This is a genomic window from Aquabacter spiritensis (assembly GCF_004346185.1).
GTDB lineage: Bacteria > Pseudomonadota > Alphaproteobacteria > Rhizobiales > Xanthobacteraceae > Aquabacter > Aquabacter spiritensis.
In genome coordinates, this window is record NZ_SMAI01000001.1 from 753,546 (window position 1) to 780,380 (window position 26,835).

Consider the following 26,835-nt stretch of genomic DNA (forward strand, 5'->3'; position numbering starts at 1 on the left):
TTGCACCGCACGCCCGGCGCCCCGACCGGGCGATCCCGTGACGGCCCGCGGGGCGGACCGCCAGTCCCGGGACGCCCCGGGGCCGCCGTCTCGGCGGAGCCGGGTCCCGCCCGGCCGTCGAACCTAGAGCGGCGCCGCGCTCATTCGGCCGCCTGCAGGCCGCGCAGCTTTTCCATCTCGCGCAGCGCACGGCGGTATTCCACCGGCATGACTTTGACGAAACGGCCCCGGTAATCCGCCCAATTGTCCAGGATCTGCTGGGCCCGCGTGGAGCCGGTATAGTGCAGATGCTTGGCGATCAGCTGGTGGAGGCGCTCCTCGTCATGGCGCGACATGTCGCCCTGAACGTCGATCCGCCCCTTGAATTCGAGATCGCCGCCATGATGGTGCAGCCGCTCGAGGAGGTCTTCCTCCTCCTCCACCGGCTCGATGTCGACCATCGAGAGGTTGCACCGCTTGGCGAAGCTCTTGTCCTCGTCCAGCACATAGGCGACGCCGCCCGACATGCCGGCGGCGAAGTTTCGGCCGGTCTGGCCGATCACCACCACGATGCCGCCCGTCATATATTCGCAGCCGTGGTCGCCGGTGCCTTCAACGACGGCGATTGCCCCGGAATTGCGCACGGCGAAGCGTTCGCCGGCAATGCCGCGGAAATAGCATTCGCCCTCGATCGCGCCGTACAGAACGGTGTTGCCGACGATGATCGATTCCTCGGGGACGATGGCGGAATTGGCCGGCGTCCGGATGATGATGCGCCCGCCCGACAGGCCCTTTCCGACATAATCGTTGGCCTCGCCGACCAGATTCAGGGTGACGCCGGTCGCGAGGAAGGCGCCGAATGCCTGACCCGCCGTGCCGGTGAGGTGGACCTCGATCGTGTCGTCCGGCAGGCCCGCGCCGCCATAGCGCTTCGCCACCTGTCCCGACAGCATGGCGCCGACCGAGCGGTCGACCGAGCGGATCGGGCTTTCGATCACCACCTTCTCGCCGCGCTCCAGCGCCGGCATGGCGCGCGCGATCAAGCTGCGGTCCAGCACCTTCTCGATCGGGTGATGCTGGCGTTCGGTATGGCGGATCGACACTTCGGGCGGCATGTCCGGCTTGGCGAAGATGCGCGAGAAATCGAGCCCCTTCGCCTTCCAATGCGCGATCGCCGGCTCCTGATCGAGGATGTCGCAGCGCCCCACCATGTCTTCCAGACGGCGGAAGCCGAGGCGCGCCATCATCTCACGCACCTCTTCCGCGACGAAGAAGAAATAATTGATGACGTGCTCGGGCGTGCCCTTGAAGCGCTTGCGCAGCACGGGATCCTGGGTGGCGACCCCGACCGGGCAGGTGTTGAGGTGGCACTTGCGCATCATGATGCAGCCGGCGGCGATCAGCGGCGCGGTGGAGAAGCCGAATTCGTCCGCCCCGAGCAGCGCGCCGATGATGACGTCCCGCCCGGTCCGCAGCCCGCCGTCGACCTGAAGGGCGACGCGCCCCCGCAGCCGGTTCGCGACCAGCGTCTGCTGGGTCTCCGCCAGGCCCATTTCCCACGGCGAGCCGGCATGCTTGAGCGAGGTCAACGGGCTTGCACCCGTGCCACCCTCGAAGCCGGAAATGGTGATGTGGTCGGCACGCGCCTTGGCGACGCCGGCCGCCACCGTGCCGACCCCGACCTCGGAGACGAGCTTCACCGACACGTCGGCATCGGGATTGACGTTCTTCAGGTCGAAGATGAGCTGGGCCAGATCCTCGATCGAATAGATGTCGTGGTGCGGCGGCGGCGAGATCAGGCCGACGCCGGGCATCGAGTGGCGCACCTTGGCGATGACCGCGTCGACCTTGTGGCCGGGCAATTGGCCGCCCTCGCCGGGCTTGGCGCCCTGCGCGACCTTGATCTGCATGACGTCGGAATTGACGAGATATTCCGCCGTCACGCCGAACCGGCCCGACGCGATCTGCTTGATGGCCGAGCGCAAACTGTCGCCGTTCGCCAGCGGCTTGAAGCGTTCCGGCTCCTCGCCGCCCTCGCCGGTGTTCGACTTGCCGCCGATCCGGTTCATCGCGATGGCGAGCGTGGTGTGCGCCTCCCGCGAAATCGAGCCGAACGACATCGCGCCGGTGGCAAAGCGCTTGACGATTTCGGTCGCCGGCTCGACCTCGGAAATGTCGACCGGCGCCGAGCCGAATTCCTGCGGATCGCGGATCCGGAACAGCGAGCGGACGGTCAGGAGATTGTCCTTCGCGTCCATCAGGCGGGCATATTCGCGGTAGCGATCCTGGGCATTGCCGCGCACCGCATGCTGGAGCAGCGACACGCTGTCCGGCGTCCAGGCATGGGTTTCCCCGCGGATGCGATAGGCGTATTCGCCGCCGACATCGAGCGCGAGCCGGAACACCGGCGCGTCCGAGAAGGCCAGCGTATGGCGCAGCACGGTTTCCTCGGCGATCTCGGCGAGCCCGACCCCCTCGATGGTCGAGGCGGTGCCGAAGAAATACTTGTTCACCAGTTCGGAGGAGAGCCCGACCGCGTCGAAGATCTGCGCGCCGCAATAGGACTGGTAGGTCGAGATGCCCATCTTGGACATCACCTTCAGCAGCCCCTTGTCGATCGACTTGATGTAGCGCTTGACGATCTCGGTGTCGTCGACCTCCTCGGGGATCTCGTCGCGCATGCCGACGAGGGTCTCGAAGGCGAGATACGGGTTGATCGCCTCCGCGCCATAGCCCGCAAGGCAGGCGAAATGGTGGACCTCGCGCGCATCGCCGGTCTCCACGACGAGGCCGACCGAGGTGCGCAGGCCCTTGCGGATCAGATGATGGTGCACGGCGGCGGTGGCCAGCAGCGCCGGGATCGGGATGCGGTCCGGACCCGTCATGCGGTCGGACAGGATGATGATGTTGTAGCCGCCATGCACCGCCGCCTCGGCGCGCTCGCACAGCCGCTCCAGCGCGCCCTCCATGCCGGCCGCACCCTTTTCGGACGCATAGGTCATGTCGAGCGTGCGGGTGTCGAACCGCTCCTCCATGAAGCCGATCGACCGGATCTTCTCCAGATCCTCATTGGTGAGGATGGGCTGGCGCACTTCCAGCCGCTTGCGGCGGGCATTGCCCTCCAGGTCGAAGATGTTCGGCCGGGGCCCGATGAAGGAGACGAGGCTCATCACCAGTTCCTCGCGGATCGGGTCGATCGGCGGGTTCGTGACCTGGGCGAAATTCTGCTTGAAATAGGTGTAGAGCAGCTTCGACTTGTCGGAGAGCACCGAGACCGGGGTGTCGGTCCCCATGGAGCCCACCGCCTCCTGTCCGGTGACGGCCATCGGCGGCAGAAGCAGCTTGATGTCTTCCTGGGTGTAGCCGAAGGCCTGCTGGCGATCGAGCAGCGCGACGTCGGTGCGCACCTCGCGGGCCTCGACCGGGCGCAGTTCTTCGAGCACGAGCTGGGTGTGCTTCAGCCAGTCCTTGTAGGGATGGGCGCGGGCGAGCGCGGTCTTGATCTCCTCGTCGGGAACGAGGCGCCCCTCTTCGAGATCGACGAGCAGCATCTTGCCGGGCTGGAGGCGCCACTTGGTGACGATCTTCTCCTCCGGCAGCGTGAGCACGCCCATTTCCGAGGCGAGCACGATCGTGTCGTCGCTCGTCACCATGTAGCGCGCCGGACGCAGGCCGTTGCGGTCGAGCGTCGCGACGATCTGCCGGCCGTCGGTGGCGACGATCGCGGCCGGTCCGTCCCACGGCTCCATCAGCGCCGCGTGATACTCGTAGAAGGCGCGCCGCTCCTCGTCCATGAGCGGATTGCCCGCCCAGGCCTCGGGCACCAGCATCATCGCGGCATGAGGCAGCGAATAGCCGCCCTGCGTCAGAAATTCGAGCGCATTGTCGAAACAGGCGGTGTCCGACTGACCTTCATAGGAGATCGGCCACAGCTTGGAGATGTCGGCGCCGAACAGCTCGCTGTCGACCGAGGCCTGCCGGGCCGCCATCCAGTTGACGTTGCCGCGCAGCGTGTTGATCTCGCCATTGTGCGCGACCATGCGGTACGGATGGGCCAGCGGCCATGCCGGAAAGGTGTTGGTCGAGAAGCGCTGGTGCACCAGAGCGAGCGCGCTCTCGAAATCGGGATCGTGCAGATCCGGATAATAGGCGCCGAGCTGGTCGGCCAGGAACATGCCCTTATAGACCAGCGTGCGGCACGACAAAGAGACCGGATAATAGCCGGCGGTGTGCGGGTCGCGGGCATCGTAGACCGCGTTGGAAATGATCTTGCGCAGAACGAACAGGCGCCGCTCGAACGCATCCGCGTCGAACGCGCCGTCGCTCGGGCCGATAAACACCTGGACATGGTCTGGCTCGGTCGGCAGGACGCTCGCGCCGAGCGAGGAATTGTCGGTCGGCACGTCCCGCCAGCCGATCAGAACGAGCCCCTCCTCGGCGATCACCCGCTCGAAGGTCCCGCGCACGATGGCCTTCCCCTCCGCATTGCGCGGCAGGAAGATGTGGCCCACGGCGTAATGGCCCGGCTCCGGCAAAGCGAAGCCGAGGCGGGCGGCCTCCTTGGCGAAGAAGCGATGCGGGATCTGGACCAGCATGCCGGCCCCGTCGCCGGCGCGCGGATCGGCACCCACAGCGCCGCGATGCTCGAGATTGAGCAGGATCTGGAGCCCGTCCTCGACGATCCGGTGCGACTTGCGGCCCTTGATGTCGGCGATGAAACCGACGCCGCACGCATCGCGCTCGTGCTTGGGATCGAACAGGCCGAACGGCTGCGGGCGGCCGATCATGACCGGACCTTTGCCCGAGGCCACCGGAACCGACCCTGCGTCCATCTGATCCGTGCGGTCCGTGTCCATCGCCTCGCCCTTTCCATCGCCGAGCTTACGCTCGAAACCATGCAACTCCTGCACCAGCCCCGACTTCCAGGCACGCAAAGGCGCGCATCCGATCGAGATGCACGCCGTTCGGTGCCGGAATGTGCGAATGATAGGGCAGCATCGCTTCCCTATCCCGCGGAACATGACAGAAAAGCGGCGCGCCCACAAGGGCACCGCCCTCCCTTTGACGGGGGGCGCCCTGCGGAAATTGCGCGCTTGCCCGTCTGCGCGCAAGAACGGTACGGCGCCGCCCCGCTCCGCGCAATGGTGTTGCGAAGCCGGGCCGTGCAGCCCCCGCCCCGTCCGGCGGCGGCGCGGTCGCACAGGCGCCGCAATGGACGTCTCTAGTGACCGCGCAATCTCAGAAGGCCCCGCCATGCGGTTCCGATACCTCATCGCGCTCGCCGCCCTCGCCGGCTCGGCGGCTCCGGCCGCGGCGCAATATTATTATCCGCCGGCCTATGTTCCGGCGCCCGGCCCCTATGCGCCGCCCGGCGCCTACGTGCCGTATGGCCCGCCGGCCTATGGCGCCCCCGTCATGCTGCCCCCGGGCGAAGTGCGCGCCATCGTGCGCAATCTCGGATACTGGCGGGTCGGCCGCCCGGCGCTGACGGGGCGGACCTATTTCGTGACCGCGGCGACCGAGGCCGGGCCGGTTCTCCTCGGCGTCGACGCCTTCACGGGGCGGGTCCAGCCGGTCGGCCCGGCCGACCCGACGCGCGGCATCGGACAGCCCCCATATGCCGCCCCGCCGCTCGCGGCGCGCAGCCCTACGCCCCCGCCTCTGCCGAAGCCGCGCCCGACCGAGATCGAGATGGCCAAGACCGATCCGGCGACGCCGTCCCCGGCCGACGCCCCGCCGCCGGTGAACACCGTGCCGGGCGATTCCGGGGCCGATGCGCCGCCCACGGCCGCGCCGCAGAATCCGCCCGCGCCGGAAGCGGCGCCCGCGCCCGCTCAAGTGGTCGCAGCAGAGCCCCAGCCGACGCCGCCCCAAGCCGCGGCGCCGGCGGCCCGACCCACCGCGCCGGTGGCGCGGACCGGGGCCGGCACAGCGACGCCCGGCGACGTTCCCGCCGGTATCGGCTCGGTGGTGTCGCCCCCCAAGTAAAGCGCGCGGCCCCCGCTCGGCTCAGCGCGCGAGGCCGACCGCGGCGAGGGCGGCGGATTGGCGCGCGGCGACGCCGGTCTCGCTGAAATCGGCGATCGCGGCCTCGAACAGAGCGTGGAAGTTCAGTTCCGCCTTCAAATGCAGGAACACCGCGCCGAGCCCGATCGCGGCGCGGTCCATGAAGACGAATTCGCGCGGCACCGTCACCGGGCCGAGCTGCTTCAGCGCCATATGCACCTGATAGGCCTCGCGCCGGCCATATTGGCCCGGCGCGACCCCGTCGGCGATGCTGCGAACCCGGTCATCCATCAGCGGGCCATAGATGAACCGCGCCCAGATATTGAGCACGTCGATCAATTCCCGCTTCAAGCCGCGGAAGCCCCAGGTCTCATAGGCATGGACCACGCGCGCCTCGTCGCCCGTGCCGAGCCCGCGATAAAGGTCGACCACGCCGGCCACAAAGCTCGGGGGGAAGATGCGGATGCAGCCGTAATCCAGCAGATTGATGCCGCCGGGCCGCCCGTCCGCATCGGCGAACACGGTGTAATTGCCGAGATGGGGATCGCCGTGGATCACGCCGTGCCGGCTGAAGGGCAGCCACCAGGCGGCGAACATCGCCCGCGCCAGCCGGTTCCGCTCCTCCAGCGGGTGATCGACGAAGGCGAGGATCTTGGTGCCTTCGAGCCATTCGAGGGTGAGAAGGCGCCCGGTCGACAGGTCCTCCCGCACCTGCGGCACCCGCACCAGAGGCTCGCCCTTGAGCATCAGGGCATAGAGCGCCGCGTGCCGCGCCTCGCGGCGATAATCGAGTTCCTCGCGCACCCGCGCACCGATCTCGCCGGCGATTTCGCGGGTGTCGATCGCGGGATCCATGCGGCGGTGGAGCTGGAACAGCAGATCGAGCTGGTTGAGGTCCGCCTCGACCGCCGCCTGCATGTCGGGATATTGCAGCTTGCAGGCCACGGCGGCGCCGTCCAGGGCCACCGCGCGGTGCACCTGCCCGAGCGAGGCCGCCGCCGCCGGCACCGGATCGAAGCTCTGGAAGCGGCCCTCCCAGTCGCGGCCCAGTTCGGCCATCATGCGCCGGCGCACGAAGGCCCGGCCCATCGGCGGCGCATCGTTCTGCAGCTTCTGCAGTTCCGTGGCATAATCCGGGGGCAGCAGATCCGGAATGGTGGCCATGAGCTGCGCCACCTTCATCAACGGACCCTTGAGTCCGCCGAGGGCGCTCGCGAGGGCGGCGGCATTGCCCTCCCCGCGATCGAGCCCCAGCAGCCGGGCGCCGGCGATCCGCGCCGCCACCCCGCCGACATTGGCGCCGACGCGGGCATACCGGACGGCGCGGGCGGAGAGGCGGTTGCGTTCGCTGTCGTCGGACATTTGGGCCTTTCAGCGCCGGGCTACGGCTGGGCGGTTCTGCGGGTCCATGCCAGCAGGATCAGCAGGGAGAGCGGCGTCAGAATGTCGGTGAAGAAGATCGGCCCGGCATTTCCGGGCGCGAAGTTTCCGGCCGTCATCATCTGGATCACGTGACCCCACGCGGCACCGCCGAGGAAGAACAGAGCGTAGATGGCGAGGGCGAGGCGAAAATTCCAGCGCGCATAGAAAGCGGCGATCAGCCCCACCACGCCGATGCCGAGATTGCAGACGCCGACCTCGAACTGGAACGGGCTCGGCGCCCAGCCGATCGAGGCGGCGGTCTCGGCGGGAAAGCCGAGATGGCCGAGCGCGCCCCACAGGCCCTGAATGCCCATCGGAAACAGCATGATGTAGCGGATCAGGCGGTCGGCGGCGAAGCCCGGCGGCAGCGGGCGCGGCGCGCGCTGCACCGCGACGAACGCGCAGAGAAGGGCCAGCGCCACCATCACGAGCGGGAACCAGAAGACCATGACACATCTCCGCAAACACACATTCGACGCGGCGATACCCTGGCACTCTCCGGGCCGGTCTGCCACCCCTTCCCGCGGCAGACGGCTTGCCATCGTGCGGCGCCACGCCTAAGCCTGCGGCATGCTTCGCACACGCTGCTGCACGGTCGGTCTCAGGGGATGGGCGCTGCGCCTCGTCCTCGCTTACGTCCTGCTGCTCCAGGGCGTGTTGGGCGCGATGGCCGCCACAGCGCACGCGGTCGCGGCGGCGGACGCGGCCGGCGGACGTCTCTGCGCCCCCTCACGCGCCGATGGCGACCCCCCCGCCGGCGCGCCGCACGCGGATCTGTGCTGCACGCTGGGCTGCGCCGCGGCGCAGCCGGCCCCCGCCGTCGTCCCGACCGCGCTGCGCCTGCCGCCGCCGCCGCAGGTCCGTGCCGCGGAGCCGCGCACCGCCGCACCGGCCGGCCCGGCCGAGATTTTGGCCGCCTTCGAAGCCCGGGGACCGCCGCTGCGGCGCTGAGCCCGCACCGTCCTCTTCCACAGTCTTCGGAGACATTCCATGTCAGGATCCATCCTGCGCGGCGCGCTGTGCGCGGCCGCCCTTCTGTCCGCCGCCCCGGCCTTCGCCCATGTCACGCTCGACCAGCAGCAGGCGACGTCCGGCACCTTCTACAAAGCCGTGCTGAAGGTGCCGCACGGCTGCGGCACCGCCGCGACGACGGCCATTTCGGTGACGCTGCCGGAAGGCGTCGTCTCGGCCAAGCCCCAGCCCAAGCCCGGCTGGACGCTCGCCACCGAGACCGGCCCCTATGCCAAGGCCTATGAGGTGATGCACGGCCCGCCGGTCTCGCAGGGCGTGAAGACCATCACCTGGAGCGGCGGCGACCTGCCGAACGCCTATTATGACGAGTTCGCCTTCATCGCCTATCTGACGCCCCAGGCGAACCCGACCACGCTCTATTTCCCGGTCGTGCAATCCTGCGGCAGCAGCGCGGCGGAGAAATGGACCGAGCTGCCGACGGCCGGGGCGCCCCGCCCGGCCCGGCCCGCCCCGGCTTTGAAGCTCGCCGCGGCGGCGCTGCCGGCCGGCAGCGTCAAGATCGGCGACCTCGTCGTCGCCGGCCCCTGGACCCGGGCGACGCCCGGCGGCGCGAAGGTCGCCGGCGGCTTTCTCACCATCACCAATTCCGGCACCGCGCCGGACCGGCTGGTCGGCGGCTCGTTCGCCCGCGCAGGCCGGTTCGAGGTGCATGAAATGGCCGTCAAGGACGGCATCATGACCATGCGGCCCCTCGCCTCGGGCCTGGAGATCGCGCCCGGCCAGACCGTCTCCCTCGCCCCGGGCGGGTTCCACCTGATGTTCATGGACCTGAACCAGCCCCTGAAGGAGGGCGAGGCGGTCAAGGGCACCCTCGTCTTCGAGAAGGCCGGCACGCTCGACCTCGCCTTCCAGGTCCGCGGCATCGGCGCCGGCGCGCCGTCGGGGGGCGGCATGGAGCACAAGCACTGAGCGGTGCGCCCCGACGCCGGGGGGCCGGGTCGGCCCGCCCTCCGGCATCGCCCGATTTGCTTGGGACGTGAGGCGGGCGAAAGTCCGCCTCAGACCTGAAGGACGCAGGCGCCGCCGGTCAGTCCGCCGCCGGCGGCGCTCATCAGGACGATCTCGCCCGGCCGCAGCGGCGCGGCCCGATGCGACAGGGACAGCGACAAGGGGATCGTGCCCGCCGAGGAGTTTCCGTACTGCGCGATCGAGCGGGCGACCTTCTCCGGCGGGATGCCGAGATTGTGCGCCACCGCATCGACGAGGCGCGCATTGGCCTGATGCGGCACGAAGCGGTCGACCGCGTCCGCCGTCAGCTTCGCCTGCTCCAGCGCTTCCCGCGCGGTTTCGGTCATCAGGCGCACCGCGCCGAGGAACAGGGCCTTGCCGTCGGTCAGCGTCATGCGCGTGTCCTCGATCGGCAGATCGGGCGCGAACGGACGCGCCGACCCCCCGGCGGGAATATGGACGAGGTCGTACCCCGTGCCGTCCGAGCCCAGCGCCGCGCCGCGCAGCCCGCCCGTCCCGCCCGGCGCGAGGACCACGGCCCCGGCGGCGTCGGCGAAGATCACGGAAGAGCCCCGCTCCGCCGGATTGATGCGGCGGGAGAGAAGATTGGCCCCGATCACCAAAACCGGCCGGCGCCACGCGCGCACGAATCCCTCCGCCATGACCAGCGCATAGAGGAAGCCGGCGCAGGCGCCCGCCATGTCCACCGCCCCCGACGCGGTCAGGCCGAGCCGATGGGCGACGCGCGGCGCGGAGGGCGGCAGGAGATGATCCGGCGTCGACGTCGCGAGCACGGTGAGAGCGATCTCGCGGCGCGCCAGTCCGGCGTCGTCGAGCGCTGCCTCGGCGGCCGCGACGGCGAGGCCCGAGAGCGTGTCGTCCGGCGCGGCCCAACGGCGCTCAAGAATGCCGGTGCGGCGGGCGATCCAGCCGGGTTCGAGGTCCAGCGCGGTCTCCAGCTCGGCATTCGTCACCACGCGGTCGGGGACGGCATGGCCGAGGCCGAGCAGGCGAACGCCGGTCATGCCGCGCCCCCGAACCGCGCGGCGGCCTCGTCGATGGCGTCGTACAGACGATCCAGCTCGGCGGCGGTGACGCAATAAGGCGGCATGGCATACAGCACATTGCCGAGCGGGCGGACCAGGAGGTTCCGCTCCAGGAAGAAGGCGCGCAGGCGCGGCCCCACCTCTGCCAGATAACCGCCGGCCGGCACCTTCAAATCGAGCGCCGCGATGGTGCCGCAGCGCCGGACATTCTCGAACCGGGCATCGTCGGAAAATCGCGCCAGCCGCTCGGCCTGGAGCGCGCACAGATGGGCGATGCGGGCCTCGACCGGCTCTTCGCGCCACACCTTCACATTGGCGAGCCCGGCGGCACAGGCGATCGGATTGGCGGTGTAGGAAGAGGAGTGGAAGAAGGTATGGGCGCGGTCCTGCGAGACATGCGCCGCAAACACGTCCGGCTTCGCCAAAGTGGCCGCGAGCGGCACCGCGCCGCCGGTCAGGCCCTTGGAGGTGCACAGAATGTCGGGCGAGACGCCGGCTTGGGTGGAGGCGAACAGGGTGCCGGTGCGGCCCCAGCCGGTCATCACCTCGTCGGCGATGAGCAGCGTTCCGGTCGCCGCCGCGATGCGGGCGAGTTCGGCGAGCACGAAAGGCGGGTAGATCAACATGCCGCCCGCGCCGAGCACCAGCGGCTCGACGATCAAGGCGGCAGCCGCACCGCCGCGCGCCAGGGCCTCGAAGGCATCGAGCGTCGCCTGCTCGCGCCCCGGCGCGGGGAAGGGAATGCGGTCGACCTCGAACAGAAGCGGGGCATAGGCGGCATTGAACACGCCGCGGGCGCCGACGCTCATCGCGCCGATCGTGTCGCCGTGATAGCTGCCCTCCATCACCACGATGCGGCTGCGCGCCACGCCGCGATTGCGGAACGTGCCGAGCGCCATCTTGAGCGCGACCTCGACCGCGGTGGAGCCGGAATCCGAGAAGAAGACATAAGCGAGGCCCGGCGGCGCGAGCGCCACCAGCTCGCGCGCCAGCGCCTCGGCGGGCGCATGGGTGAAGCCGGCGAAGATGATCTGGTCCAGCGTCTCGCTCGCCTCGCGGATCGCCGCCATGATGGCGGGATGGCGGTGGCCGTGGGTGATCACCCACCAGGAGGAAATCGCATCGAGGATGCGCCGGCCATCCTCGGTCTCGAGATAGGCGCCGCCGGTCCGGGCGATGCGCGGCGGCGGCGGCTCGAGCGCGTGCTGGGTGAAGGGATGCCAGACCGGCGAGGTCATGCGGCGAAGTCCCTCATGTCGAACGCCGCGGCGAAGGCGGCCCGGAGCTGCTCCGCGTTCAGCGGCGAGACCGGCGGCAGCCGGCCCAGGATCTTCTGCCCGGAAAACGCCGCGATGACGTCCTGCGTGTCCGGCATTTCCGCGCCGATGAAGGCGATGCCGGCAATCGGGACGGCGCGCGCCTCGAGCGCTTCGACGGCCAGCAGAGTGTGGTTGATCGTCCCCAATGTGGTGCGCGCGCACAGGACCACCGGAAGGCCCCAGCGGGCGAATACGTCGATGAAGAGGAGCGCGCGGGTGAGCGGCACCATGGGGCCGCCCGCCCCCTCGATCACCAGCGGGCGCTCGCCCGGCGGATCGAGGCGGTCGGGGTCGATGCGCAGCCCCTCGGCCTGCGCCGCGAGATGCGGCGAAGCGGGCAGCTTCAGGCGGTAGGCCTCGGGCAGGATTCGGTCCGGCGGCAGCCCGCCGAGGCGCGCCACGGTCGCGCTGTCGGTCGCCTCCTCCAGGCCGGCCTGGACCGGCTTCCAGTAGAACGCCCCCAGCGCTCCGGCGAGTGCCGCGGCGAACACGGTCTTGCCGATGCCGGTGTCGGTGCCGGTGACGACGAAGGCGGTCATGCCGGCACCTCATCCATGGCCGTGGCGATCGCGTCGACGAGGCCGGACACGGCCGCGGCATCGACGTTCAGCGTCAGCGAGACGCGCAGCCGCGCCGTGCCTTCCGGAACCGTCGGCGGGCGGATGGCGCGGCAGTCGAACCCCGCCGCCCGCACCTTCGCCGCGACCGCCGCCGCACGGGCATTGGCATAAAGCAGGACCGGAATGATCTGCGAGCCGGAGGGCGGGACGCCGAGCCGCTGCGTCAGGGCACCTTCCGCGCCCTTCACCAGTGCCGCGAGCCGCGTGCGCCGGTCCGGTTCATCGGCGAGGATGCGCAGCGCCTCGCGCACGCCCGCCGCGATCAAGGGCGAGGGCGCGGTGGCATAGATGAAGGGGCGCGCGCGGTTCACGAGGAAATCCAGCAGGATGCGCGGCGCGGTGACGAGTGCGCCGGACACGCCGAGCGCCTTGCCGCAGGTATGGACCGCGATCACGCCGTCCCGCCCCTCATAGTCCGCGGCAAGTCCGCGCCCGTCGCGGCCGAACACCCCCGTGGCATGGGCCTCGTCGACGACCAGGAAGCCGGCATGACGTTCCGCGATCGCCACCAGATCGGCGAGCGGCGCCGCATCCCCGTCCATCGAATAGATGCTTTCCACCGCGATGAAGGGGATCCCGGTGCCGCCGGCCCCGCGCCACCGGACGATCGCGTCCTCCACCGCCCCGGCATCGTTGTGCGGCGTGCCGATATGCTCGGCCTTTCCCGCCTGCATGCCGGCATGGACCGAGGCGTGGATCAGCGCGTCATGCACCACGAGGTCGCCGCGCCGCGGCAAGGTCGAGAACAGCGCCAGATTGGCGTCGAAGCCGGAGGCGAAGAACAGGCAGCCCTCGGCGCCGAAGAAGCGGGCCGCCTCCTCTTCCAGCGCCTCATGCTCGGGATCGTTGCCGCGCAGCAGGCGCGACCCGGCGGCGCCCGCCGGAACCCCGCGTGCCGCCGCCGCGCCGATCGCATCGCGCAGGCGCGGGGACGCGGCGAGGCCGAGATAGTCGTTGGAGGCGAAATCGTGCCCCGCGCGCGGCTCCAGCGCACGGCCGCGGCTGCGGCCGCGCAGACCGGCGAGCGTCGCCTCGTAGCGGCCGAGCCGGCCGGCATTCATGATCGGGCGTCCAGCTCCTCGGCCGATATGCCCAAGCGGCGGAACAGGCCGGTGTCGTGGTCCTCGCCGGGATTGTCGGCGGTGAGGAGCGTGTCGCCGACAAAGATGGAATTGGCACCGGCGAAGAAGCACATGGCCTGCAATTCGTCGCTCATCTCGGTGCGGCCCGCCGACAGCCGGACATGGGAGGTCGGCATCAGGATGCGGGCGAGCGCGATGGTGCGCACGAAGTCGATCGGATCGACCGGCGCGGCGGTCTCCAGCCGGGTGCCGGGAATCGGGATCAGCATATTGATCGGCACGCTCTCCGGCGGCACCGGCATATTGGCGAGGGTGAGCAGCATGTCGATGCGGTCGGCGGCCGTCTCGCCCATCCCCAGAATGCCGCCGGCGCAGACCTTCATGCCGGCCTCGCGGACATTGGAGAGGGTTTCGAGCCGGTCGGCGAAGGTGCGGGTGGTGATGATCTCGCGGTAATACCGCTCGGACGTATCGAGATTGTGGTTGTAATAATCGAGCCCCGCGGCGGCGAGCCGGCTGGCCTGGCCGAGGTCCAGCATGCCGAGCGTCATGCAGGTCTCCATGCCGAGCGCCTTCACGCCCTCGACCATGGCGACGACCATGTCCATGTCGCGCTCTTTCGGCGACCGCCAGGCTGCGCCCATGCAATAGCGCGTCGCGCCGCCTTCCTTGGCCTTGCGGGCCTCGGCGAGCACGCGCTCCACCTCCATCAGCTTCGAGGCCTTGAGGCCGGTCGGCGCGTGGGCGGACTGGCTGCAATAGCCGCAATCCTCGGGGCAGCCGCCGGTCTTGATCGACAGGAGCCGGCTCATCTGCACCTTGTTGGGATCGAAATGGGCGCGGTGGACGCTCTGGGCCTCGAACAGAAGGTCGTTCAGCGGGAGCCGGTAGAGGCGCTCGGCCTCCTCGCGGCTCCACAGGCTGCGCGCGCCATCCTCCTTCGGAACCGGAACAACCACTGTCATCGTCCTACCCATCCTGAGGCTGTCGGTTTGAGTTATACCCGAAACGGGCGGCGACAAAGTGCTAAGAATAGGGTCGAGCGACGCCTCACCGCCCCCTGGTCTGGAGATGCCCCGTTGAAACTGCACGCCCTCGACCGCTCCAAGTCCGATGTCATCGCGCAGCCGGTGGATCCCGCCGTCGTCATCGCAGGCGCCCCGGAAACGCGCGCCTTCGTGACGTATGACGCCCCGGCGGAGCGGCTCTGTGCGGGCGAGTGGGAGGCCGGCATCGGCACATGGCGCATCGCCTATGACGAGTGGGAATATTGCCTCGTCGTCTCCGGCCGCTGCATCGTGACGGGGGACGACGGCACCCGGATCCTGGCCGGCCCGGGGGACGCCTTCGTTCTGGAGCCCGGCTTCACCGGCACCTGGGAAGTTCTCGAGCCGATGCGCAAGCATTGGGTGATTCGCACGCCGTGATCGTGCGGACCGCGTCCGCCGTCAGGCGGCGTCGGAGGCCGGGGCGACCGTCAGCAGCGTATGGATCGCCGCAGCGTCGCGGGTGGCGCGCAGCTTTTCTGCGATGGCCGGATCGCGCAGCATCCGGGCCACCCGGGCGAGCGCCTTCAGATGGTCCGCGCCCGCCGCCTCGGGGGCGAGCAGGAGGAAGACGAGGTCGACCGGCTCGCCGTCCAGCGCCTCGAAATCGATCGGCTTCTCCAGCCGGGCGAAGGCGCCGAACAGGCGCTCCAGCTTGGGCAGCTTGCCATGGGGAATCGCGATGCCGCTGCCGACGCCGGTCGAGCCGAGGCGCTCGCGCTGGAGGAGCGTTTCGAAGATTTCCCTCTGGTCGCGGCCGACCAAAGCGGCGGCATGGTGGGCAAGCTCCTGAAGAGCCTGCTTCTTGCTGCTCGCCCGGAGGGACGGAAACACCGCATCTGGAGCGAGGAGATCAGCGAGAGGCATGGAACCGGGGTCCTGGGTCTAATGCACGGCCGGCAGCCGCGGCGCGAAGGCCGCGGGCGCCAAATCTCAGCCGGACAGGCGCTTTGCGCCCGTCCGCCGAAGCGACATTCACTGTTTTTCCTCGGAGAAGGCGGCCGGATCGATCCAGCCGACATGCCCGTCGGGACGCCGGTACACTACGCTCATGCGGCCATGGCCGGCATGGCGGAACACCACGACCGGCGCGCCGGTGATTTCAAGCTCGACGACGGCGTCGGCGACCGAAAGCTGACGCAGCGCCGTCACCTGCTCGGCCACCACGGTCGGGCTCCAGCCCACCAATTCCTCTTCGGTCTCGGCCTCCGGCGCGGGCGCGAGCACATAGGCCTGCGCGGTCATCGCATTGCCATTGCCGTTGCCGTGACCGTGGCGGTCCTTCAGACGCTGCTTGTAGCGGCGCAGCCGCTTCTCCAGCTTCTCGACCGCCGCATCGGCGCACGCATTGGCGTCGTGGGCGTTGCCGTGCGCTTGGAGATTTACGCCGGAATCGAGGTGCAGCATGCATTCGGAACGGTAGCCGGCGCCCTCGCGGGTGACCGTCAGATGGCCGGACCATCCACCGTCGAAATATTTGCCGAGCACCTCGGAGACGCGATCCGCCAAGCGCGTGCGGAGCGCCTCACCGACGTCGAGATTCTTTCCGGAAACGCGTAAGGCCATGCGATTTGGTCCCCTGTGGGAGTTGACGTGGAGTAGACCCCCGCTGCCCCCTTTATTCAAACCGACCGGCCTTCCAGTGGTAGGAGCGCTGCGACGAACTGTCAACGATGCGCCGCATGCCGCCATGGCGCGCAATCGGGGATCGAGGGAAACAATCTCGGCCGCCGCGCGTTGCCGGATGGAGGTGGGGCGCCCTCGCGTGCGGAGCCCTGCCCGGGGCTACATGAAATCGTAAGCGCCTTCATGTAGGAAACGTGGGCTTCGCAGCGCTGCGAAGCGGTCGGAGGGTTGGCATGGTTGCGCGGGTGATTTCGGTGGACCCCTTCGACATCGTCGTGTTCGGCGCCACCGGCGATCTCGCCCGCCGCAAGCTTCTGCCCGCCCTCTATGAGCGCGCCGTGGCCGGGCAGATGCCGCCGGAGACGCGGATCATCGGAGTGTCCCGCCGGCCCATGGCGCGCGACGAATTCCGCGCCTTCACCCGCGAAGCGGTGGAGCAATCCAGCGCCGCGATCGACGACGACGCCCTCGCCCGGTTCCTGACCCAGATCGATTATGTCGCCGTCGACGCGGCGTCCGAGGAGGGATGGGGCGACCTCTGCGAGCGGCTCGCGCCCGGCGAGGACCGGGTGCGGGTGTTCTATCTCGCCGTCGGCCCCGATCTGTTCGACGACATTTGCGCCCGAATCGGCGCCGGCGGCCTCGTCACGCCGCGCACCCGGGTGGTGGTCGAAAAGCCGGTGGGCAAGAATCTGGACTCGGCCCGCGCCGTCAATGCGGCCGTCGGGCGGGTCTTTCGCGAAGAGGCGGTGTTCCGCATCGACCATTATCTCGGCAAGGAGACGGTGCAGAACCTGATGGCGCTGCGCTTCGCCAACGCGCTGTTCGAGCCGGTCTGGAACCACGCCCATATCGACCATGTCCAGATCACCGTCGCCGAAAGCCTCGGCGTCGCCGGACGCGCCGGCTATTACGACACCGCGGGCGCGCTGCGCGACATGGTGCAGAACCACATGCTCCAGCTGTTGTGTCTGGTGGCGATGGAGCCCCCGGTCACCATGGACGCGGACGCGGTGCGCGACGAAAAGCTGAAAGTTCTGAAAGCTCTGGAGCCGATCGACGAACGCAACGCCACGGCTTTGACGGTGCGCGGCCAGTACCGCGCCGGCGCCTCGGCGGGCGGCGCGGTCCCCGGCTATCAGGACGAACTCGGCGCCGGCCCGCCGAGCGGCACGGAGACGTTCGTCGCGATCAAGGCGGAGATCGGCAATTGGCGCTGGGCCGGCGTGCCTTTCTATCTGCGCACAGGAAAGCGGCTCGCCAGCCGGGTGTCGGAGATCGTGATCGCCTTCAAGCCGATCCCCCATTCGGTGTTCGACGGGACCGCCGGACCGATCGATGCCAACCGTCTGGTGATTCGCCTCCAGCCGGACGAGGGCGTGAAGCTGTGGCTGATGATCAAGGATCCCGGCCCGGGGGGCATGCGCCTCCAGCACGTGCCGCTCGACATGAGCTTCGCCGAGGCGTTCGGGGTGCGCAATGTCGACGCCTATGAGCGTCTGATCATGGACGTCGTGCGCGGCAACCAGACCCTGTTCATGCGGCGCGACGAGGTGGAGGCGGCCTGGCGCTGGATCGATCCGATCCTGGAGGCGTGGCGCGGATCGCGCGAACCGCCCAAGCCTTATACGGCCGGCACCTGGGGGCCGTCCGCGGCGATCGCGCTGATCGAGCGGGACGGCCGCACCTGGATGGACGATGTGTGAGGGCGACCCGGCGCGCCGGGATCCCGGCCTCCGCCTGTCGACTTATGCCGACCGGGAGGCGCTAGCGCGCGCTTTGGCCGCCCATGTGGCGGAGGCGGTGCGCGCCCGGCTCGCGCGCGACGGGGCGGCCGCCCTCGCCGTATCCGGCGGACGCACGCCCACGCGGTTTTTCGCGCTTCTCTCCGAGGCCCCGCTGGAGTGGGGGAAGGTCGCGGTGACTTTGGTCGACGAGCGCTGGGTGCCGGAGACGTCGGAGCGCTCAAATGCCGCGCTGGCGCGGGCGCATCTTCTGGTCGGCCGCGCGGCGGCGGCGCGCTTCGTGCCGCTCTATCGCGGCGGCCCGAGCCCCGAATCGGATCTCGCCGACGCCGAGGCCGCGGTCGCGGCCCTGTCGCTGCCGTTTGCCGCCGTCGTGCTCGGAATGGGCGATGACGGCCACACGGCTTCCTTCTTCCCGCACGGCGAGGGCCTGGCGGCGGCGATCGATCCGGGAACGCAGCGCCTGCTGGCGCCGGTGCGCGCGCCGGCGGCCGGCGAACCGCGCATCACCTTTACGCTGCCGCCGCTCCTCGCCGCCGATGCGGTGTTCCTGCACATTGAAGGGGCCGGCAAGCGCCGCGTCCTCGACGCCGCGCTGGAAGACGGCCCGGAAACGGACATGCCGGTGCGCGCCGTGCTGCGCCACGCGCGGCGGCCCCCCGACGTGCTCTGGTGTCCCTGATGGAGACCGCGACCATGGACCGCTCGATGCTTCCGGAGATCTGGAAGGCCCTCGCCGCCGCCCGCGCGGCCGGCAGCGGCACGCGGATCGCCGATCTGTTCGCCGCCGATGCCGACCGGTTCGACCGGTTCTCACGGCGCTGCGGCCCGCTTCTCCTCGACGCATCCAAGACCGCCCTCACGCCGGAGACCCACGCTCTGCTGCTCGATCTGGCGCGGGCGGCGGGGGTGGAGGCGCGGCGCGAGGCCATGTTCGGCGGCGCGCGCATCAATGCCACCGAGGACCGCGCGGTCCTGCATGTCGCCTTGCGGGCGCGCGACGGCGCGCCGTTTGCGCGCGAGGGCGCGGACATCACGGCTGCGGTCCGCGAGACCCTCGACCGGGTCGGCGGCTTCGCCGCGCGCGTGCGCTCCGGCGCGATCGCCGGCCATCGCGGCCATGCCTTCACCGATGTCGTGAATATCGGCATCGGCGGCTCGGATCTCGGCCCGGCCATGGCGACGCTGGCGCTCGCGCCTTATCATGACGGGCCGCGCTGCCATTTCGTCTCCAATGTCGACGGCGCGCATCTGGCGGACGTGCTGAAGCCGCTGAACCCGGCGACCACCTTGTTCATCGTCGCCTCGAAGACCTTCACCACCGTCGAGACCATGACCAATGCCCGCTCGGCCCGCGCCTGGATCGCCCAGGCGCTGGGAGACGCGGCGGTCGGCGATCATTTCTGCGCGGTGTCCACCGCCCTCTCGGAGGTCGCCGCCTTCGGCATCTCCGCCGACCGCACGTTCGGCTTCTGGGACTGGGTGGGGGGGCGCTATTCGCTGTGGTCGGCGATCGGCCTGCCGATCCAGATCGCGGTCGGTCCGGAGCGGTTCGCCGATTTCCTGGCCGGGGGCGCGGCCATGGACCGGCATTTCCGCACCGCCCCGCTCGACGAGAACGTGCCGATCCTGCTGGCACTGGTCGGCATCTGGCACCGCAATGTCTGCGGCTTTGCGAGCCGCGCGATCATCCCCTACGACCAGAGGCTGGCGCGCTTTCCGGCCTATCTTCAGCAGCTCGACATGGAGAGCAACGGCAAGAGCGTCACCCTGGACGGGCGCGCGCCGGCGACCGCGACCGGGCCGATCGTGTGGGGCGAGCCCGGCACCAACGCCCAGCACGCTTTCTTTCAGCTCCTGCACCAGGGCACGGACATCGTGCCGGTGGAATTCCTGATCGCGGCCGAGGGCCACGAGCCGCATATGCGGGCGCACCACGATCTGCTGAAGGCCAATTGCCTCGCCCAGTCGGAAGCGCTGATGCGCGGCCGGTCACTGGCCGATGTGGAGGCGCAATTGCGCGCCAAGGGGCTCGATGCGGACGCCCGCGCCGCGCTCGCCCCGCATAAGGTGTTTCCCGGAAACCGCCCTTCGGTCACCCTCGCTTATCCCTGTCTCGACCCGTTCCTGCTCGGCATGCTGATCGCGCTCTACGAGCACCGCGTGTTCGTCGAGGCGGCGATCTGGGGCATCAATGCGTTCGACCAATGGGGCGTCGAACTCGGCAAGGAAATGGCCACCAATCTTCTGCCGGCCGTGCAGGGCGGCGCCGCCCCGGCGGGAAGCTCGGGTTCGACCTTGGGGTTGCTGGCACATCTCGGCGGCTGAAGGGGCCGCATGCTGCTATGCAGCAAAGCATGACTCCTTTGCGTATTATGTATACCAGAATATCTGTCGGTTGGGGCAAGGTGGAAACTGACATGGGCATTGCCCGCAGGAGACACCCATGACATCCGCCGATTCCCGCTTTGCCGAGCCCGGGACGTCCGAAAAGACGCCGTCCGAGCCGAAACTGATCGACCTCATCGCTCTGTCGCTCGCCGGCATCGCCTTGACCGGGGCGGTGCTCGCCTTTGCGCCGCCCGCCGCCTTCATCGCGCCGGCCGGCACGCCCGGCTTCTCCGCGGCTGCGGTCCTGGAGGAGGCCCCCGCGGACCGGACGGCGGCCGTACCCGCTCCGGTGCGCACAACGTTCTGAGCGCGCCGCCGACATAAAAAAGCCCCGGCCGGAGCCGGGGCTTAAGGCGCCACCCGAAGGTGGCTGGAGGGAGGGGTCGGGCGCGGGACCGGCCGTCCGGCAGATCCCGCATCCAATGGATACGCCGCCCGGACAGGTCCGGGCGAAGGCTCAGGCGCCGGCCGGCGCCTGGCGCGCGAGTGCGGCCGCTTCCGCATTCAGCCGGTGATGGCGGGCGAGCAGCGGCTTCAGGACGAACAGCGCGGCGAAGGCGGCGGTCAGGTCCATGGCGGCGACGATATAGAGCACGGTCGCCCAGGAGCCCGTCGCCTCCATGATCAGGTTGGCGATCGGCACCAGCAGAGCGGCGACGCCCTTGGCGCAATAGAGCACGCCGTAGATCTTGCCGACATGGGCGCTGCCGAAGGTGTCCGCCGCCGTCGCGGAGAACAGCGAATAGACCTCGCCCCAAGCCAGGAAGACGATGCCCGAGAGGATGATGAAAGCCCAGGGATTGTGGCCGAACGTGCCGAGCGCGACGATGCCGATGCCTTCCATGGCGAAAGCGAAGAACATGGTCTTCTCGCGGCCGATATGGTCCGAGATCCAGCCGAACAGCGGGCGCGACACGCCGTTGAGAATGCGGTCCAGCATCAAGGCGAAGGGCAGCGCCGCCATGGCGAAGAAATAGAGATTGACCTCCACCTTCTTCACCCCGAGGTCTTCCGCGATCACGCCGAGCTGGGCCACCGCCATCAGCCCGCCGGTAACGGTGCAGATGAACATGCCGAGCATGACGTAGAAGACCGGGGTGCGCAGGGCCTCTCCCAGCGTATAGTCGCGGCGGCTCTGCGCCACCGAGCTGGAAAACACCACTTCTCCCTTGGACGGGGCGCGCAGGAAGCCGGCGGCGAGCAGGATGACGATGCCCTGGATGCAGCCGAACAGGAAGAAGACGTCGCTATAGGACGTGGTCTTCAGCATGTTGGCGATCGGCATGATGGTCAGCACTGTGCCCGAGCCATAGCCCGCCGCCGTGAGGCCGACCGCGAGGCCGCGCTTGTCGGGGAACCATTTCAGGGCGCTGTTGACGCAGGTGGCATAGACGCAGCCGACGCCGATGCCGCCGATCGCCGCGCCGACATAGAAGCCGGTGAGCGACGTCGCATAGGAATTCATGATCCAGGACAGGCCGGTGAACACGCCGCCGACCAGGACCACGGCGCGCGGGCCGTATTTGTCGATGAAATAGCCCTCGATGGGCGTCAGCCAGGTCTGCACCACCACGAAGACCGTGAACGCCACCTGGATCGAGGCGCGGCTCCAGCCGTGCGCGTTCTGGATTTCCGGCACGAACAGCGTCCAGCTGTACTGGATGTTCGCCGCCGCCACCATGCAGACCACGCCGGCGATCAATTGAAGCCATCGGTTCGCCGTCACCGTGGCGGTCCCACCAATTTCAGAAGAAGCCATTTTCCAGCCCTTTACCGATCATCACTTTTCTTGTTCCAAACTGTGGAGGCCGGCGCCCCCTCTTGTCCCTCCGGATGCCGGCCAGTGCGAAACTAGATGGCGCCGCTCGCGCGCATGCCGGCGATTTCCGCCGCGCCATAGCCGGCCATCGCGAGCACCGCATCGGTATGCTCGCCGAGCAGCGGGGCGCGCTCGACCGGCACCTCGCTGTCGGACAGGCGGATCGGCGACGCGACCGTCACGTAGCTGCCGCGCTCGGGGTGCGGCACTTCGACGAGGAAGCCGCGCGCATAGAGCGACTGGTCCTCGATGATGTCCTTGGTGGACAGGATCGGGCCGCACGGCACGTCGATCGCGTTCAGCGCCTTCATCACCTCGAATTTGGTGCGGGTGCGGGTCCAGCCTTCGATGAGGCCGAAGCAGGCGTCGAGCCGCTGGGCGCGGGCATCGTGGGTGGCGAAGCGCGGGTCCTCGATCAGGTCCCGCCGGCCGACCAGGCGCATCAGCGGCGCCCAGCCCTGCGGCTGGATGATCACGTAGCAATAATCGTTCTCGCCCCCCGGGGCGCAGCGCAAGGCCGCCCCCGGCTGGCCGCCGCCGGAGGCGTTGCCGGCGCGCGGCACGCTGTCGCCGCTCGGCGCGCCCGGATATTCGGGCAGCGGCCCGGAGGCGAGGCGCTGCTGGTCGCGCAGCTTCACGCGCAGCAGGTTCATGACGCAGTCCTGCATCGCGACCTCGACCCTTTGGCCGCGCCCCGTCATGGTCCGCTGATAGAGGGCCGCGAGGATGCCGGCGACGCAATGGATGCCGGTGCCGGTATCGCCGATCTGCGCGCTCGACGCGGTCGGCGGGCCGGAGCGCCAGCCGGTCGTGCTCATCGCCCCGCCCATCGCCTGCGCGATCGTCTCGTAGGCCTTGGCCTCGACCCCCGCTTCGTCGGCGAAGCCCTTGATCGAGGCGTAGATCAGCCGCGGGTTCAGCGCGCTGAGGCGGGCCCAGTCGAAGCCCTGGCGATCCAGCACGCCGGGACCGAAATTCTCCACCAGGACGTCGCAGCAGCCGACCAGCCGGGCGAGCGCCTCCTGACCGGCGGGCGATTTGATATTGAGGGTGATGCTGCGCTTGTTGGCGTTCAGCATCGTGAAATAGAGGCTGTCGACGTTCGACTTGTCGCGCAGCTGCGAGCGCGTGATGTCGCCCCGCCGGGGCATCTCGACCTTGATGACGTCCGCGCCCATCCAGGCGAGAATCTGCGTCGCCGATGGTCCGGACTGCACGTGCGTCATGTCGAGCACACGCACGCCTTCGAGCGCCTTGCCCATGCCTACCCCCTGGATCCGCCCGCTGCCGCCGGTCTGTGCCGGCTTCTTGATCCGGCCGTCGAACGGCCGGTGATATTTCGTCTATTGGATTTCGTATGCCAGATACGAAGACATAACATCGGCTTTTCGGCGCGGCAAATCATTTGCGCGGCCCGGTGCCGACGAGAGACTTCAGCGCAGGGCGGCGAGCGCGGCGGTCACGCCGCCGACCGGGCTTCCCGGCAGGAGGCCCGCCTCTTCCTCGTGCAGGTAATGGCGCATGAGGTCGGTGGCGCTGATCACACCCACGAGACCGTGCTCCTCGATCACCGGCAAATGGCGCACCTGGTGCTCGTTCATCAGCCGCAGCACGGTACCGATGCCGTCCTTCAGCGTGCAGGAGACGACCGGTCCCTTGATCAGGCTGGCCACCGTGATCCCGGGCGTGCCGGCGCCGTGGTCGACGAGGGCGCGGGTGACGTCGCGCTCCGAAAACACGCCGACGACGGTGTTCCCCTCGGTGCGGCAGACGTCCTTGACGACGACGCTCGACACATTCTCGCGCTTCATGATGAGGGCCGCCGTGGCGACCGTCTCATGCATGCGCACCGTCACGATTCGGGCATGGCGCTTCTCGCGCAGAATATCGTCGACCGTGATCATGTGGCGTTCCTCTCTGTCAGGCCCGCGGTTGAACCCGGGTCGTGAATTGTCAATATGCTGGTATACGTAATACCCCATGTCAAGAGATGGAATCGCGCCAGACCGAAGAGAGTTGTGCTGCACTGCAATACACGCCGTTTCCGCGGCTTACTTGCCGAACCGGCCTTAAGATGCGATCAACGTATGTTGTATTCTGCCTTCTCAGGAGGCAGGGCTGGACGGGCGGCACGCATCGCCAGGCAAGGGTTCAGATGACGTACCAGGATATCAACGTGAAGCCGATCGAGACCGAATCGAGCTTCCGGATGAAGGCGTACAAGGCGCTTAAGGCGGCCATCATGGAGATGGACATCTACAGCCACAGCGAGGAGATCCGCCTCGAGGAACGCCAGCTCTCGGAGAAGCTCGGGGTGTCCCGCACGCCGATCCGGGAGGCGATGACCCTGCTCGAACAGGAGGGCTTCGTGCGCTCCCTGCCGCGCCGCGGCATCTTCGTGGTGCGCAAGACCAAGCAGGAAATCCTGGAAATGATCACGGTCTGGGCGGCGCTCGAAGGCATGGCCGCGCGCCTGGCCTGCGCCGTGGCGACCGACGCCGAGATCCGCAGGCTCCGCGAAAACGTCCAGGCCTTCGCCAATCGCGACCCGGAAGAGTTCGTCTCGGAATATTCCGACAACAATCTCGCCTTCCACAAGCTGATCATCCGCATGTCGGGCTGCGATCTGATCGCGGAGACCACGGAAAGCCTGTTTCCCCACATGCGCGGCGTGCGCAAGGTGACGATCGGCCAGGACCACCGCGCCCAGCGCTCGATCGTCGACCATGCCCGCATCGTCGAGGCGCTGGAGGCGCGCGACCCGGACCTCGCCGAGCGCCTGGTTCGTGAGCACACGCTGGGGCTCGCCAAGCATGTCGAGGCGCACGGCGAGTTCCTGAACTGAAAAAGGCGCCCGTCGCCGGGCGCCTCGAACCGCTTGCGCGGGCGGAAACCGGGACCCTCAGGCCGCCGGGTTCTTGAACACCCACTTCCACGGCACGACTTCGACGCTCTCGAACAGGCCGGCCTTGGCGAACGGATCGTTCTCCAGGAAGGCCTTGGCCTCGGCCGCGCTCTCCGCCTCGACGGTGAGGATGGACCCGACCATGCCGCTGCCGTCCTCCGTCAGGATCGGCCCGCCGAAGGCGATCTTGTCCTTGTTGGCGTTGAGAAATTCAAGATGCTCCGGGCGCACGTCGGCGCGCACCTTCTGGTGGTCGGGCTTGTCCTTCTTGAGTACGACGAACAGCATCAGACGCCTCCCTTTATGAACGGGGCGGACGCGCGCCGCCCCTGGTTGCACCGGCCCGGGTCGTCAGGCCGCCTTGCGGGCGGCCATCAACGTCACGAACCGATCGAACAGATAATGGCTGTCCCGCGGGCCGGGCGAGGCCTCCGGGTGGTACTGCACCGAAAAGACCGGCTTGTCGGCGAGGGCGAGCCCGGCATTCGAGCCGTCGAACAACGAGACATGGGTCTCCTTCGCGTTCGCCGGCAGGCTGTCGCGGTCCACTGCGAAGCCGTGATTCATCGAGGTGATCTCCACCTTTCCGGTGGTGAGATCCTTGACCGGATGGTTCGCCCCGTGATGCCCCTGGTGCATCTTGAGGGTGCGCCCGCCCACGGCCAGCCCGATCATCTGGTGGCCGAGGCAGATGCCGAAGGTCGGGATCTCCTTTTCGATCAGCGACCGGATCACCGGCACGGCATAGTCGCCGGTCGCGGCCGGATCGCCCGGGCCGTTCGACAGGAAGACGCCGTCGGGGGCGAGCGCGAGAATCTCCTCGGCGCTGGAGGTCGCGGGCACCACCGTCACCTTGCAGCCGGCCCGCACCAGAAGCCGCAGAATGTTGCGCTTCACGCCGTAATCGATGGCGACCACGTGAAAGCGGCCGCCCTCCTGGTGGCCATAGCCGGTCTCCCATTCCCACGGCGTCTCGTCCCAGCCGTAGCGCTGCGGCGAGGTCACGCCCGGGACCAGGTCCATCCCTTCGAGGCCGGGCCAGGCGCGCGCCTTCTCTTTCAGGGCCGCGATGTCGAACACCCCGTCCGGCGCATGGGCGATGACGGCGTTCGGCATGCCGGTGTCGCGGATGCGGGCGGTCAGCGCGCGCGTGTCGATGCCGGAAATGCCGGCAATGCCGCGGGCGCGGAGCCAGGCGTCGAGATGACGGGTCGCCCGGTAATTGGACGGCTCGGTGACGGCGGCGCGCAGCACAACGCCCCTCACGCCCGAGGCGGCGGCCATCGAGACCGTCTCGATATCCTCTTCATTGGTCCCGACATTGCCGATGTGCGGGAAGGTGAAGGTGATGATCTGGCCGCTATAGGAGGGGTCGGTGAGGATTTCCTCATAGCCGGTGATGGCGGTGTTGAAGCACACCTCCCCCACGCCTTCGCCGACCGCGCCGAGGCCGACGCCCTCCAGCACCGTCCCGTCCGCCAGGATCAGCAGAGCGGTCGGCTTGGGCTCCGCCCAAGACTCGCCAGCGAACTCGCCAGCGGCCGCGGCTGAAGGCGCGCCGGCAGCCTTGCCGCTGGATTCGAGGGGTGTCGACCCGGAACCGGCGGGAGTTCCGTCCGGGCCTGCGGCGGCGGTCTGCGGTCCACCGAGCGGGCCGCGCGCGTGATCTTGTTCCTGCGTCATGGATCGCCTAGATAAGGGGTCACGTGCCGCGACGCCAGTGGCCCGGCCGACGTGCCGCGAATTTCGTCCGGGGCGAGATCCGCCCGACACTTTCCGCACTTCCGAGACCCGGTGCTCCGCATTGCGTGCCCAAGATGGGCATCGCGCGCAAAATCTTACGAGGACA

Annotated in this window: 24 protein-coding genes; 9 read left to right on the forward strand and 15 right to left on the reverse strand. The window is 69.0% G+C overall.

Annotation, left to right across the window (positions count from 1 at the left end; all coding sequences use genetic code 11):
• Positions 1 to 140 precede the first annotated feature (140 nt).
• Positions 141 to 4,811, reverse strand: coding sequence for a glutamate synthase large subunit (gene gltB / locus EDC64_RS03420; RefSeq protein ID WP_420808943.1), 4,671 nt, complete (start codon positions 4,809 to 4,811; stop codon positions 141 to 143).
• A gap of 421 nt (positions 4,812 to 5,232) precedes the next feature.
• On the opposite strand from gltB, the gene EDC64_RS03425 reads away from it, so the two are divergent.
• Positions 5,233 to 5,967: a hypothetical protein gene (locus EDC64_RS03425; RefSeq protein ID WP_132029803.1), complete on the forward strand. Its 735-nt coding sequence runs from the start codon at positions 5,233 to 5,235 to the stop codon at positions 5,965 to 5,967.
• 21 nt (positions 5,968 to 5,988) lie between these two features.
• Here EDC64_RS03425 and EDC64_RS03430 read toward each other — a convergent pair whose 3' ends face one another.
• Positions 5,989 to 7,347: an ABC1 kinase family protein gene (locus EDC64_RS03430; RefSeq protein WP_132029804.1), complete on the reverse strand. Its 1,359-nt coding sequence runs from the start codon at positions 7,345 to 7,347 to the stop codon at positions 5,989 to 5,991.
• 20 nt (positions 7,348 to 7,367) lie between these two features.
• Positions 7,368 to 7,856: a DUF6790 family protein gene (locus EDC64_RS03435; protein WP_132029805.1), complete on the reverse strand. Its 489-nt coding sequence runs from the start codon at positions 7,854 to 7,856 to the stop codon at positions 7,368 to 7,370.
• Positions 7,857 to 7,977: 121 nt separating this feature from the next.
• On the opposite strand from EDC64_RS03435, the gene EDC64_RS03440 reads away from it, so the two are divergent.
• Both EDC64_RS03440 and EDC64_RS03445 read left to right on the forward strand, forming a co-directional pair.
• Entirely contained in the window at positions 7,978 to 8,358 is a 381-nt protein-coding gene (locus EDC64_RS03440; RefSeq protein ID WP_132029806.1) for a hypothetical protein, read from the forward strand.
• 39 nt (positions 8,359 to 8,397) lie between these two features.
• Positions 8,398 to 9,348: a DUF1775 domain-containing protein gene (locus EDC64_RS03445; protein WP_132029807.1), complete on the forward strand. Its 951-nt coding sequence runs from the start codon at positions 8,398 to 8,400 to the stop codon at positions 9,346 to 9,348.
• An 89-nt stretch (positions 9,349 to 9,437) separates the two neighbouring features.
• On the opposite strand, the gene EDC64_RS03450 is transcribed toward EDC64_RS03445, so the two are convergent.
• Genes EDC64_RS03450 through bioB form a run of 5 tightly spaced genes read right to left on the reverse strand, consistent with a single transcriptional unit; the run spans position 9,438 to position 14,419 of the window.
• Positions 9,438 to 10,412 carry a beta-ketoacyl-ACP synthase III gene (locus EDC64_RS03450; protein ID WP_132029808.1) on the reverse strand — a complete coding sequence of 325 codons (975 nt, stop codon included), beginning with the start codon at positions 10,410 to 10,412 and terminating at the stop codon, positions 9,438 to 9,440.
• A complete protein-coding gene (locus EDC64_RS03455) occupies positions 10,409 to 11,671 on the reverse strand; it encodes an adenosylmethionine--8-amino-7-oxononanoate transaminase (protein ID WP_132029809.1) in 1,263 nt (420 codons plus the stop codon). The genes EDC64_RS03450 and EDC64_RS03455 overlap by 4 nt, the downstream gene beginning before the upstream one ends.
• The gene (gene bioD / locus EDC64_RS03460; protein ID WP_132029810.1) at positions 11,668 to 12,291 is read right to left on the reverse strand and encodes a dethiobiotin synthase; all 624 of its coding nucleotides are present in this window, start codon (positions 12,289 to 12,291) and stop codon (positions 11,668 to 11,670) included. Before bioD ends, EDC64_RS03455 begins: the two co-directional genes overlap by 4 nt.
• Positions 12,288 to 13,433 (reverse strand): 8-amino-7-oxononanoate synthase, encoded by a 1,146-nt coding sequence (locus tag EDC64_RS03465; RefSeq protein ID WP_132029811.1) that lies wholly within the window; start codon positions 13,431 to 13,433, stop codon positions 12,288 to 12,290. The genes bioD and EDC64_RS03465 overlap by 4 nt, the downstream gene beginning before the upstream one ends.
• Positions 13,430 to 14,419 (reverse strand): biotin synthase BioB, encoded by a 990-nt coding sequence (bioB, locus tag EDC64_RS03470; RefSeq protein ID WP_245504508.1) that lies wholly within the window; start codon positions 14,417 to 14,419, stop codon positions 13,430 to 13,432. Before bioB ends, EDC64_RS03465 begins: the two co-directional genes overlap by 4 nt.
• Positions 14,420 to 14,533: 114 nt before the next feature.
• Here bioB and EDC64_RS23435 point away from each other — a divergent pair, with 114 nt between their 5' ends.
• Entirely contained in the window at positions 14,534 to 14,881 is a 348-nt protein-coding gene (locus tag EDC64_RS23435) for a cupin domain-containing protein (RefSeq protein WP_165933579.1), read from the forward strand.
• Between the two features lie 21 nt (positions 14,882 to 14,902).
• Here the strand turns inward: EDC64_RS23435 and ptsN are convergent, their stop codons facing one another.
• A complete protein-coding gene (ptsN, locus tag EDC64_RS03480) occupies positions 14,903 to 15,367 on the reverse strand; it encodes a PTS IIA-like nitrogen regulatory protein PtsN (RefSeq protein ID WP_132029814.1) in 465 nt (154 codons plus the stop codon).
• A gap of 108 nt (positions 15,368 to 15,475) precedes the next feature.
• Positions 15,476 to 16,066 carry a ribosome hibernation-promoting factor, HPF/YfiA family gene (hpf, locus tag EDC64_RS03485; protein ID WP_132029815.1) on the reverse strand — a complete coding sequence of 197 codons (591 nt, stop codon included), beginning with the start codon at positions 16,064 to 16,066 and terminating at the stop codon, positions 15,476 to 15,478.
• A gap of 293 nt (positions 16,067 to 16,359) precedes the next feature.
• Between hpf and zwf the strand changes: the two genes are divergently transcribed.
• The 4 genes from zwf to EDC64_RS03505 all read left to right on the forward strand — a co-directional run bounded on the left by zwf (position 16,360) and on the right by EDC64_RS03505 (position 20,569).
• Positions 16,360 to 17,832: a glucose-6-phosphate dehydrogenase gene (gene zwf / locus EDC64_RS03490; RefSeq protein ID WP_132029816.1), complete on the forward strand. Its 1,473-nt coding sequence runs from the start codon at positions 16,360 to 16,362 to the stop codon at positions 17,830 to 17,832.
• Positions 17,825 to 18,553 (forward strand): 6-phosphogluconolactonase, encoded by a 729-nt coding sequence (gene pgl / locus EDC64_RS03495; protein WP_132029817.1) that lies wholly within the window; start codon positions 17,825 to 17,827, stop codon positions 18,551 to 18,553. The genes zwf and pgl overlap by 8 nt, the downstream gene beginning before the upstream one ends.
• A 14-nt stretch (positions 18,554 to 18,567) precedes the next feature.
• On the forward strand, positions 18,568 to 20,199 hold the full coding sequence (gene pgi / locus EDC64_RS03500; RefSeq protein ID WP_132030006.1) for a glucose-6-phosphate isomerase: 1,632 nt from the start codon (positions 18,568 to 18,570) through the stop codon (positions 20,197 to 20,199).
• A 118-nt stretch (positions 20,200 to 20,317) separates the two neighbouring features.
• Positions 20,318 to 20,569 (forward strand): hypothetical protein, encoded by a 252-nt coding sequence (locus tag EDC64_RS03505; RefSeq protein WP_132029818.1) that lies wholly within the window; start codon positions 20,318 to 20,320, stop codon positions 20,567 to 20,569.
• 150 nt (positions 20,570 to 20,719) lie between these two features.
• Here EDC64_RS03505 and oxlT read toward each other — a convergent pair whose 3' ends face one another.
• From oxlT to EDC64_RS03520, 3 genes are all read right to left on the reverse strand, one after another.
• Positions 20,720 to 22,021, reverse strand: coding sequence for an oxalate/formate MFS antiporter (gene oxlT, locus EDC64_RS03510; protein ID WP_132029819.1), 1,302 nt, complete (start codon positions 22,019 to 22,021; stop codon positions 20,720 to 20,722).
• A 92-nt stretch (positions 22,022 to 22,113) separates the two neighbouring features.
• A complete protein-coding gene (gene frc, locus EDC64_RS03515; RefSeq protein WP_132029820.1) occupies positions 22,114 to 23,343 on the reverse strand; it encodes a formyl-CoA transferase in 1,230 nt (409 codons plus the stop codon).
• 171 nt (positions 23,344 to 23,514) lie between these two features.
• Positions 23,515 to 23,985 carry a CBS domain-containing protein gene (locus tag EDC64_RS03520; protein WP_420808937.1) on the reverse strand — a complete coding sequence of 157 codons (471 nt, stop codon included), beginning with the start codon at positions 23,983 to 23,985 and terminating at the stop codon, positions 23,515 to 23,517.
• A gap of 251 nt (positions 23,986 to 24,236) precedes the next feature.
• Here EDC64_RS03520 and EDC64_RS03525 point away from each other — a divergent pair, with 251 nt between their 5' ends.
• Positions 24,237 to 24,926, forward strand: a complete 690-nt coding sequence (locus tag EDC64_RS03525) for a GntR family transcriptional regulator (protein ID WP_132029821.1) — start codon at positions 24,237 to 24,239, stop codon at positions 24,924 to 24,926.
• A 57-nt stretch (positions 24,927 to 24,983) separates the two neighbouring features.
• Here the strand turns inward: EDC64_RS03525 and EDC64_RS03530 are convergent, their stop codons facing one another.
• Together EDC64_RS03530 and carA are read right to left on the reverse strand one after the other, a co-directional pair.
• Positions 24,984 to 25,274 (reverse strand): YciI family protein, encoded by a 291-nt coding sequence (locus tag EDC64_RS03530; RefSeq protein WP_132029822.1) that lies wholly within the window; start codon positions 25,272 to 25,274, stop codon positions 24,984 to 24,986.
• 63 nt (positions 25,275 to 25,337) lie between these two features.
• Positions 25,338 to 26,669: a glutamine-hydrolyzing carbamoyl-phosphate synthase small subunit gene (gene carA / locus EDC64_RS03535; protein WP_132029823.1), complete on the reverse strand. Its 1,332-nt coding sequence runs from the start codon at positions 26,667 to 26,669 to the stop codon at positions 25,338 to 25,340.
• Positions 26,670 to 26,835 lie beyond the last annotated feature (166 nt).

Coding starts and splice junctions, on each gene's coding strand:
- EDC64_RS03465 (WP_132029811.1), bottom strand. CDS start 13,433: ATGAATGCCGGCCGGCTCGGCCGCTACGAGGCGACGCTCGCCGGTCTG.
- EDC64_RS03455 (WP_132029809.1), bottom strand. CDS start 11,671: ATGACCTCGCCGGTCTGGCATCCCTTCACCCAGCACGCGCTCGAGCCG.
- pgi (WP_132030006.1), top strand. CDS start 18,568: ATGGACCGCTCGATGCTTCCGGAGATCTGGAAGGCCCTCGCCGCCGCC.
- EDC64_RS03525 (WP_132029821.1), top strand. CDS start 24,237: ATGACGTACCAGGATATCAACGTGAAGCCGATCGAGACCGAATCGAGC.
- EDC64_RS03520 (WP_420808937.1), bottom strand. CDS start 23,985: ATGATCACGGTCGACGATATTCTGCGCGAGAAGCGCCATGCCCGAATC.
- hpf (WP_132029815.1), bottom strand. CDS start 16,066: ATGGCCTTACGCGTTTCCGGAAAGAATCTCGACGTCGGTGAGGCGCTC.
- zwf (WP_132029816.1), top strand. CDS start 16,360: ATGGTTGCGCGGGTGATTTCGGTGGACCCCTTCGACATCGTCGTGTTC.
- bioB (WP_245504508.1), bottom strand. CDS start 14,419: ATGACAGTGGTTGTTCCGGTTCCGAAGGAGGATGGCGCGCGCAGCCTG.
- EDC64_RS03440 (WP_132029806.1), top strand. CDS start 7,978: ATGCTTCGCACACGCTGCTGCACGGTCGGTCTCAGGGGATGGGCGCTG.
- EDC64_RS03425 (WP_132029803.1), top strand. CDS start 5,233: ATGCGGTTCCGATACCTCATCGCGCTCGCCGCCCTCGCCGGCTCGGCG.
- EDC64_RS03505 (WP_132029818.1), top strand. CDS start 20,318: ATGACATCCGCCGATTCCCGCTTTGCCGAGCCCGGGACGTCCGAAAAG.
- frc (WP_132029820.1), bottom strand. CDS start 23,343: ATGGGCAAGGCGCTCGAAGGCGTGCGTGTGCTCGACATGACGCACGTG.
- EDC64_RS03430 (WP_132029804.1), bottom strand. CDS start 7,347: ATGTCCGACGACAGCGAACGCAACCGCCTCTCCGCCCGCGCCGTCCGG.
- EDC64_RS03530 (WP_132029822.1), bottom strand. CDS start 25,274: ATGCTGTTCGTCGTACTCAAGAAGGACAAGCCCGACCACCAGAAGGTG.
- ptsN (WP_132029814.1), bottom strand. CDS start 15,367: ATGCCTCTCGCTGATCTCCTCGCTCCAGATGCGGTGTTTCCGTCCCTC.
- EDC64_RS03445 (WP_132029807.1), top strand. CDS start 8,398: ATGTCAGGATCCATCCTGCGCGGCGCGCTGTGCGCGGCCGCCCTTCTG.
- gltB (WP_420808943.1), bottom strand. CDS start 4,811: ATGGACGCAGGGTCGGTTCCGGTGGCCTCGGGCAAAGGTCCGGTCATG.
- carA (WP_132029823.1), bottom strand. CDS start 26,669: ATGACGCAGGAACAAGATCACGCGCGCGGCCCGCTCGGTGGACCGCAG.
- EDC64_RS03435 (WP_132029805.1), bottom strand. CDS start 7,856: ATGGTCTTCTGGTTCCCGCTCGTGATGGTGGCGCTGGCCCTTCTCTGC.
- oxlT (WP_132029819.1), bottom strand. CDS start 22,021: ATGGCTTCTTCTGAAATTGGTGGGACCGCCACGGTGACGGCGAACCGA.
- EDC64_RS03450 (WP_132029808.1), bottom strand. CDS start 10,412: ATGACCGGCGTTCGCCTGCTCGGCCTCGGCCATGCCGTCCCCGACCGC.
- pgl (WP_132029817.1), top strand. CDS start 17,825: ATGTGTGAGGGCGACCCGGCGCGCCGGGATCCCGGCCTCCGCCTGTCG.
- bioD (WP_132029810.1), bottom strand. CDS start 12,291: ATGACCGCCTTCGTCGTCACCGGCACCGACACCGGCATCGGCAAGACC.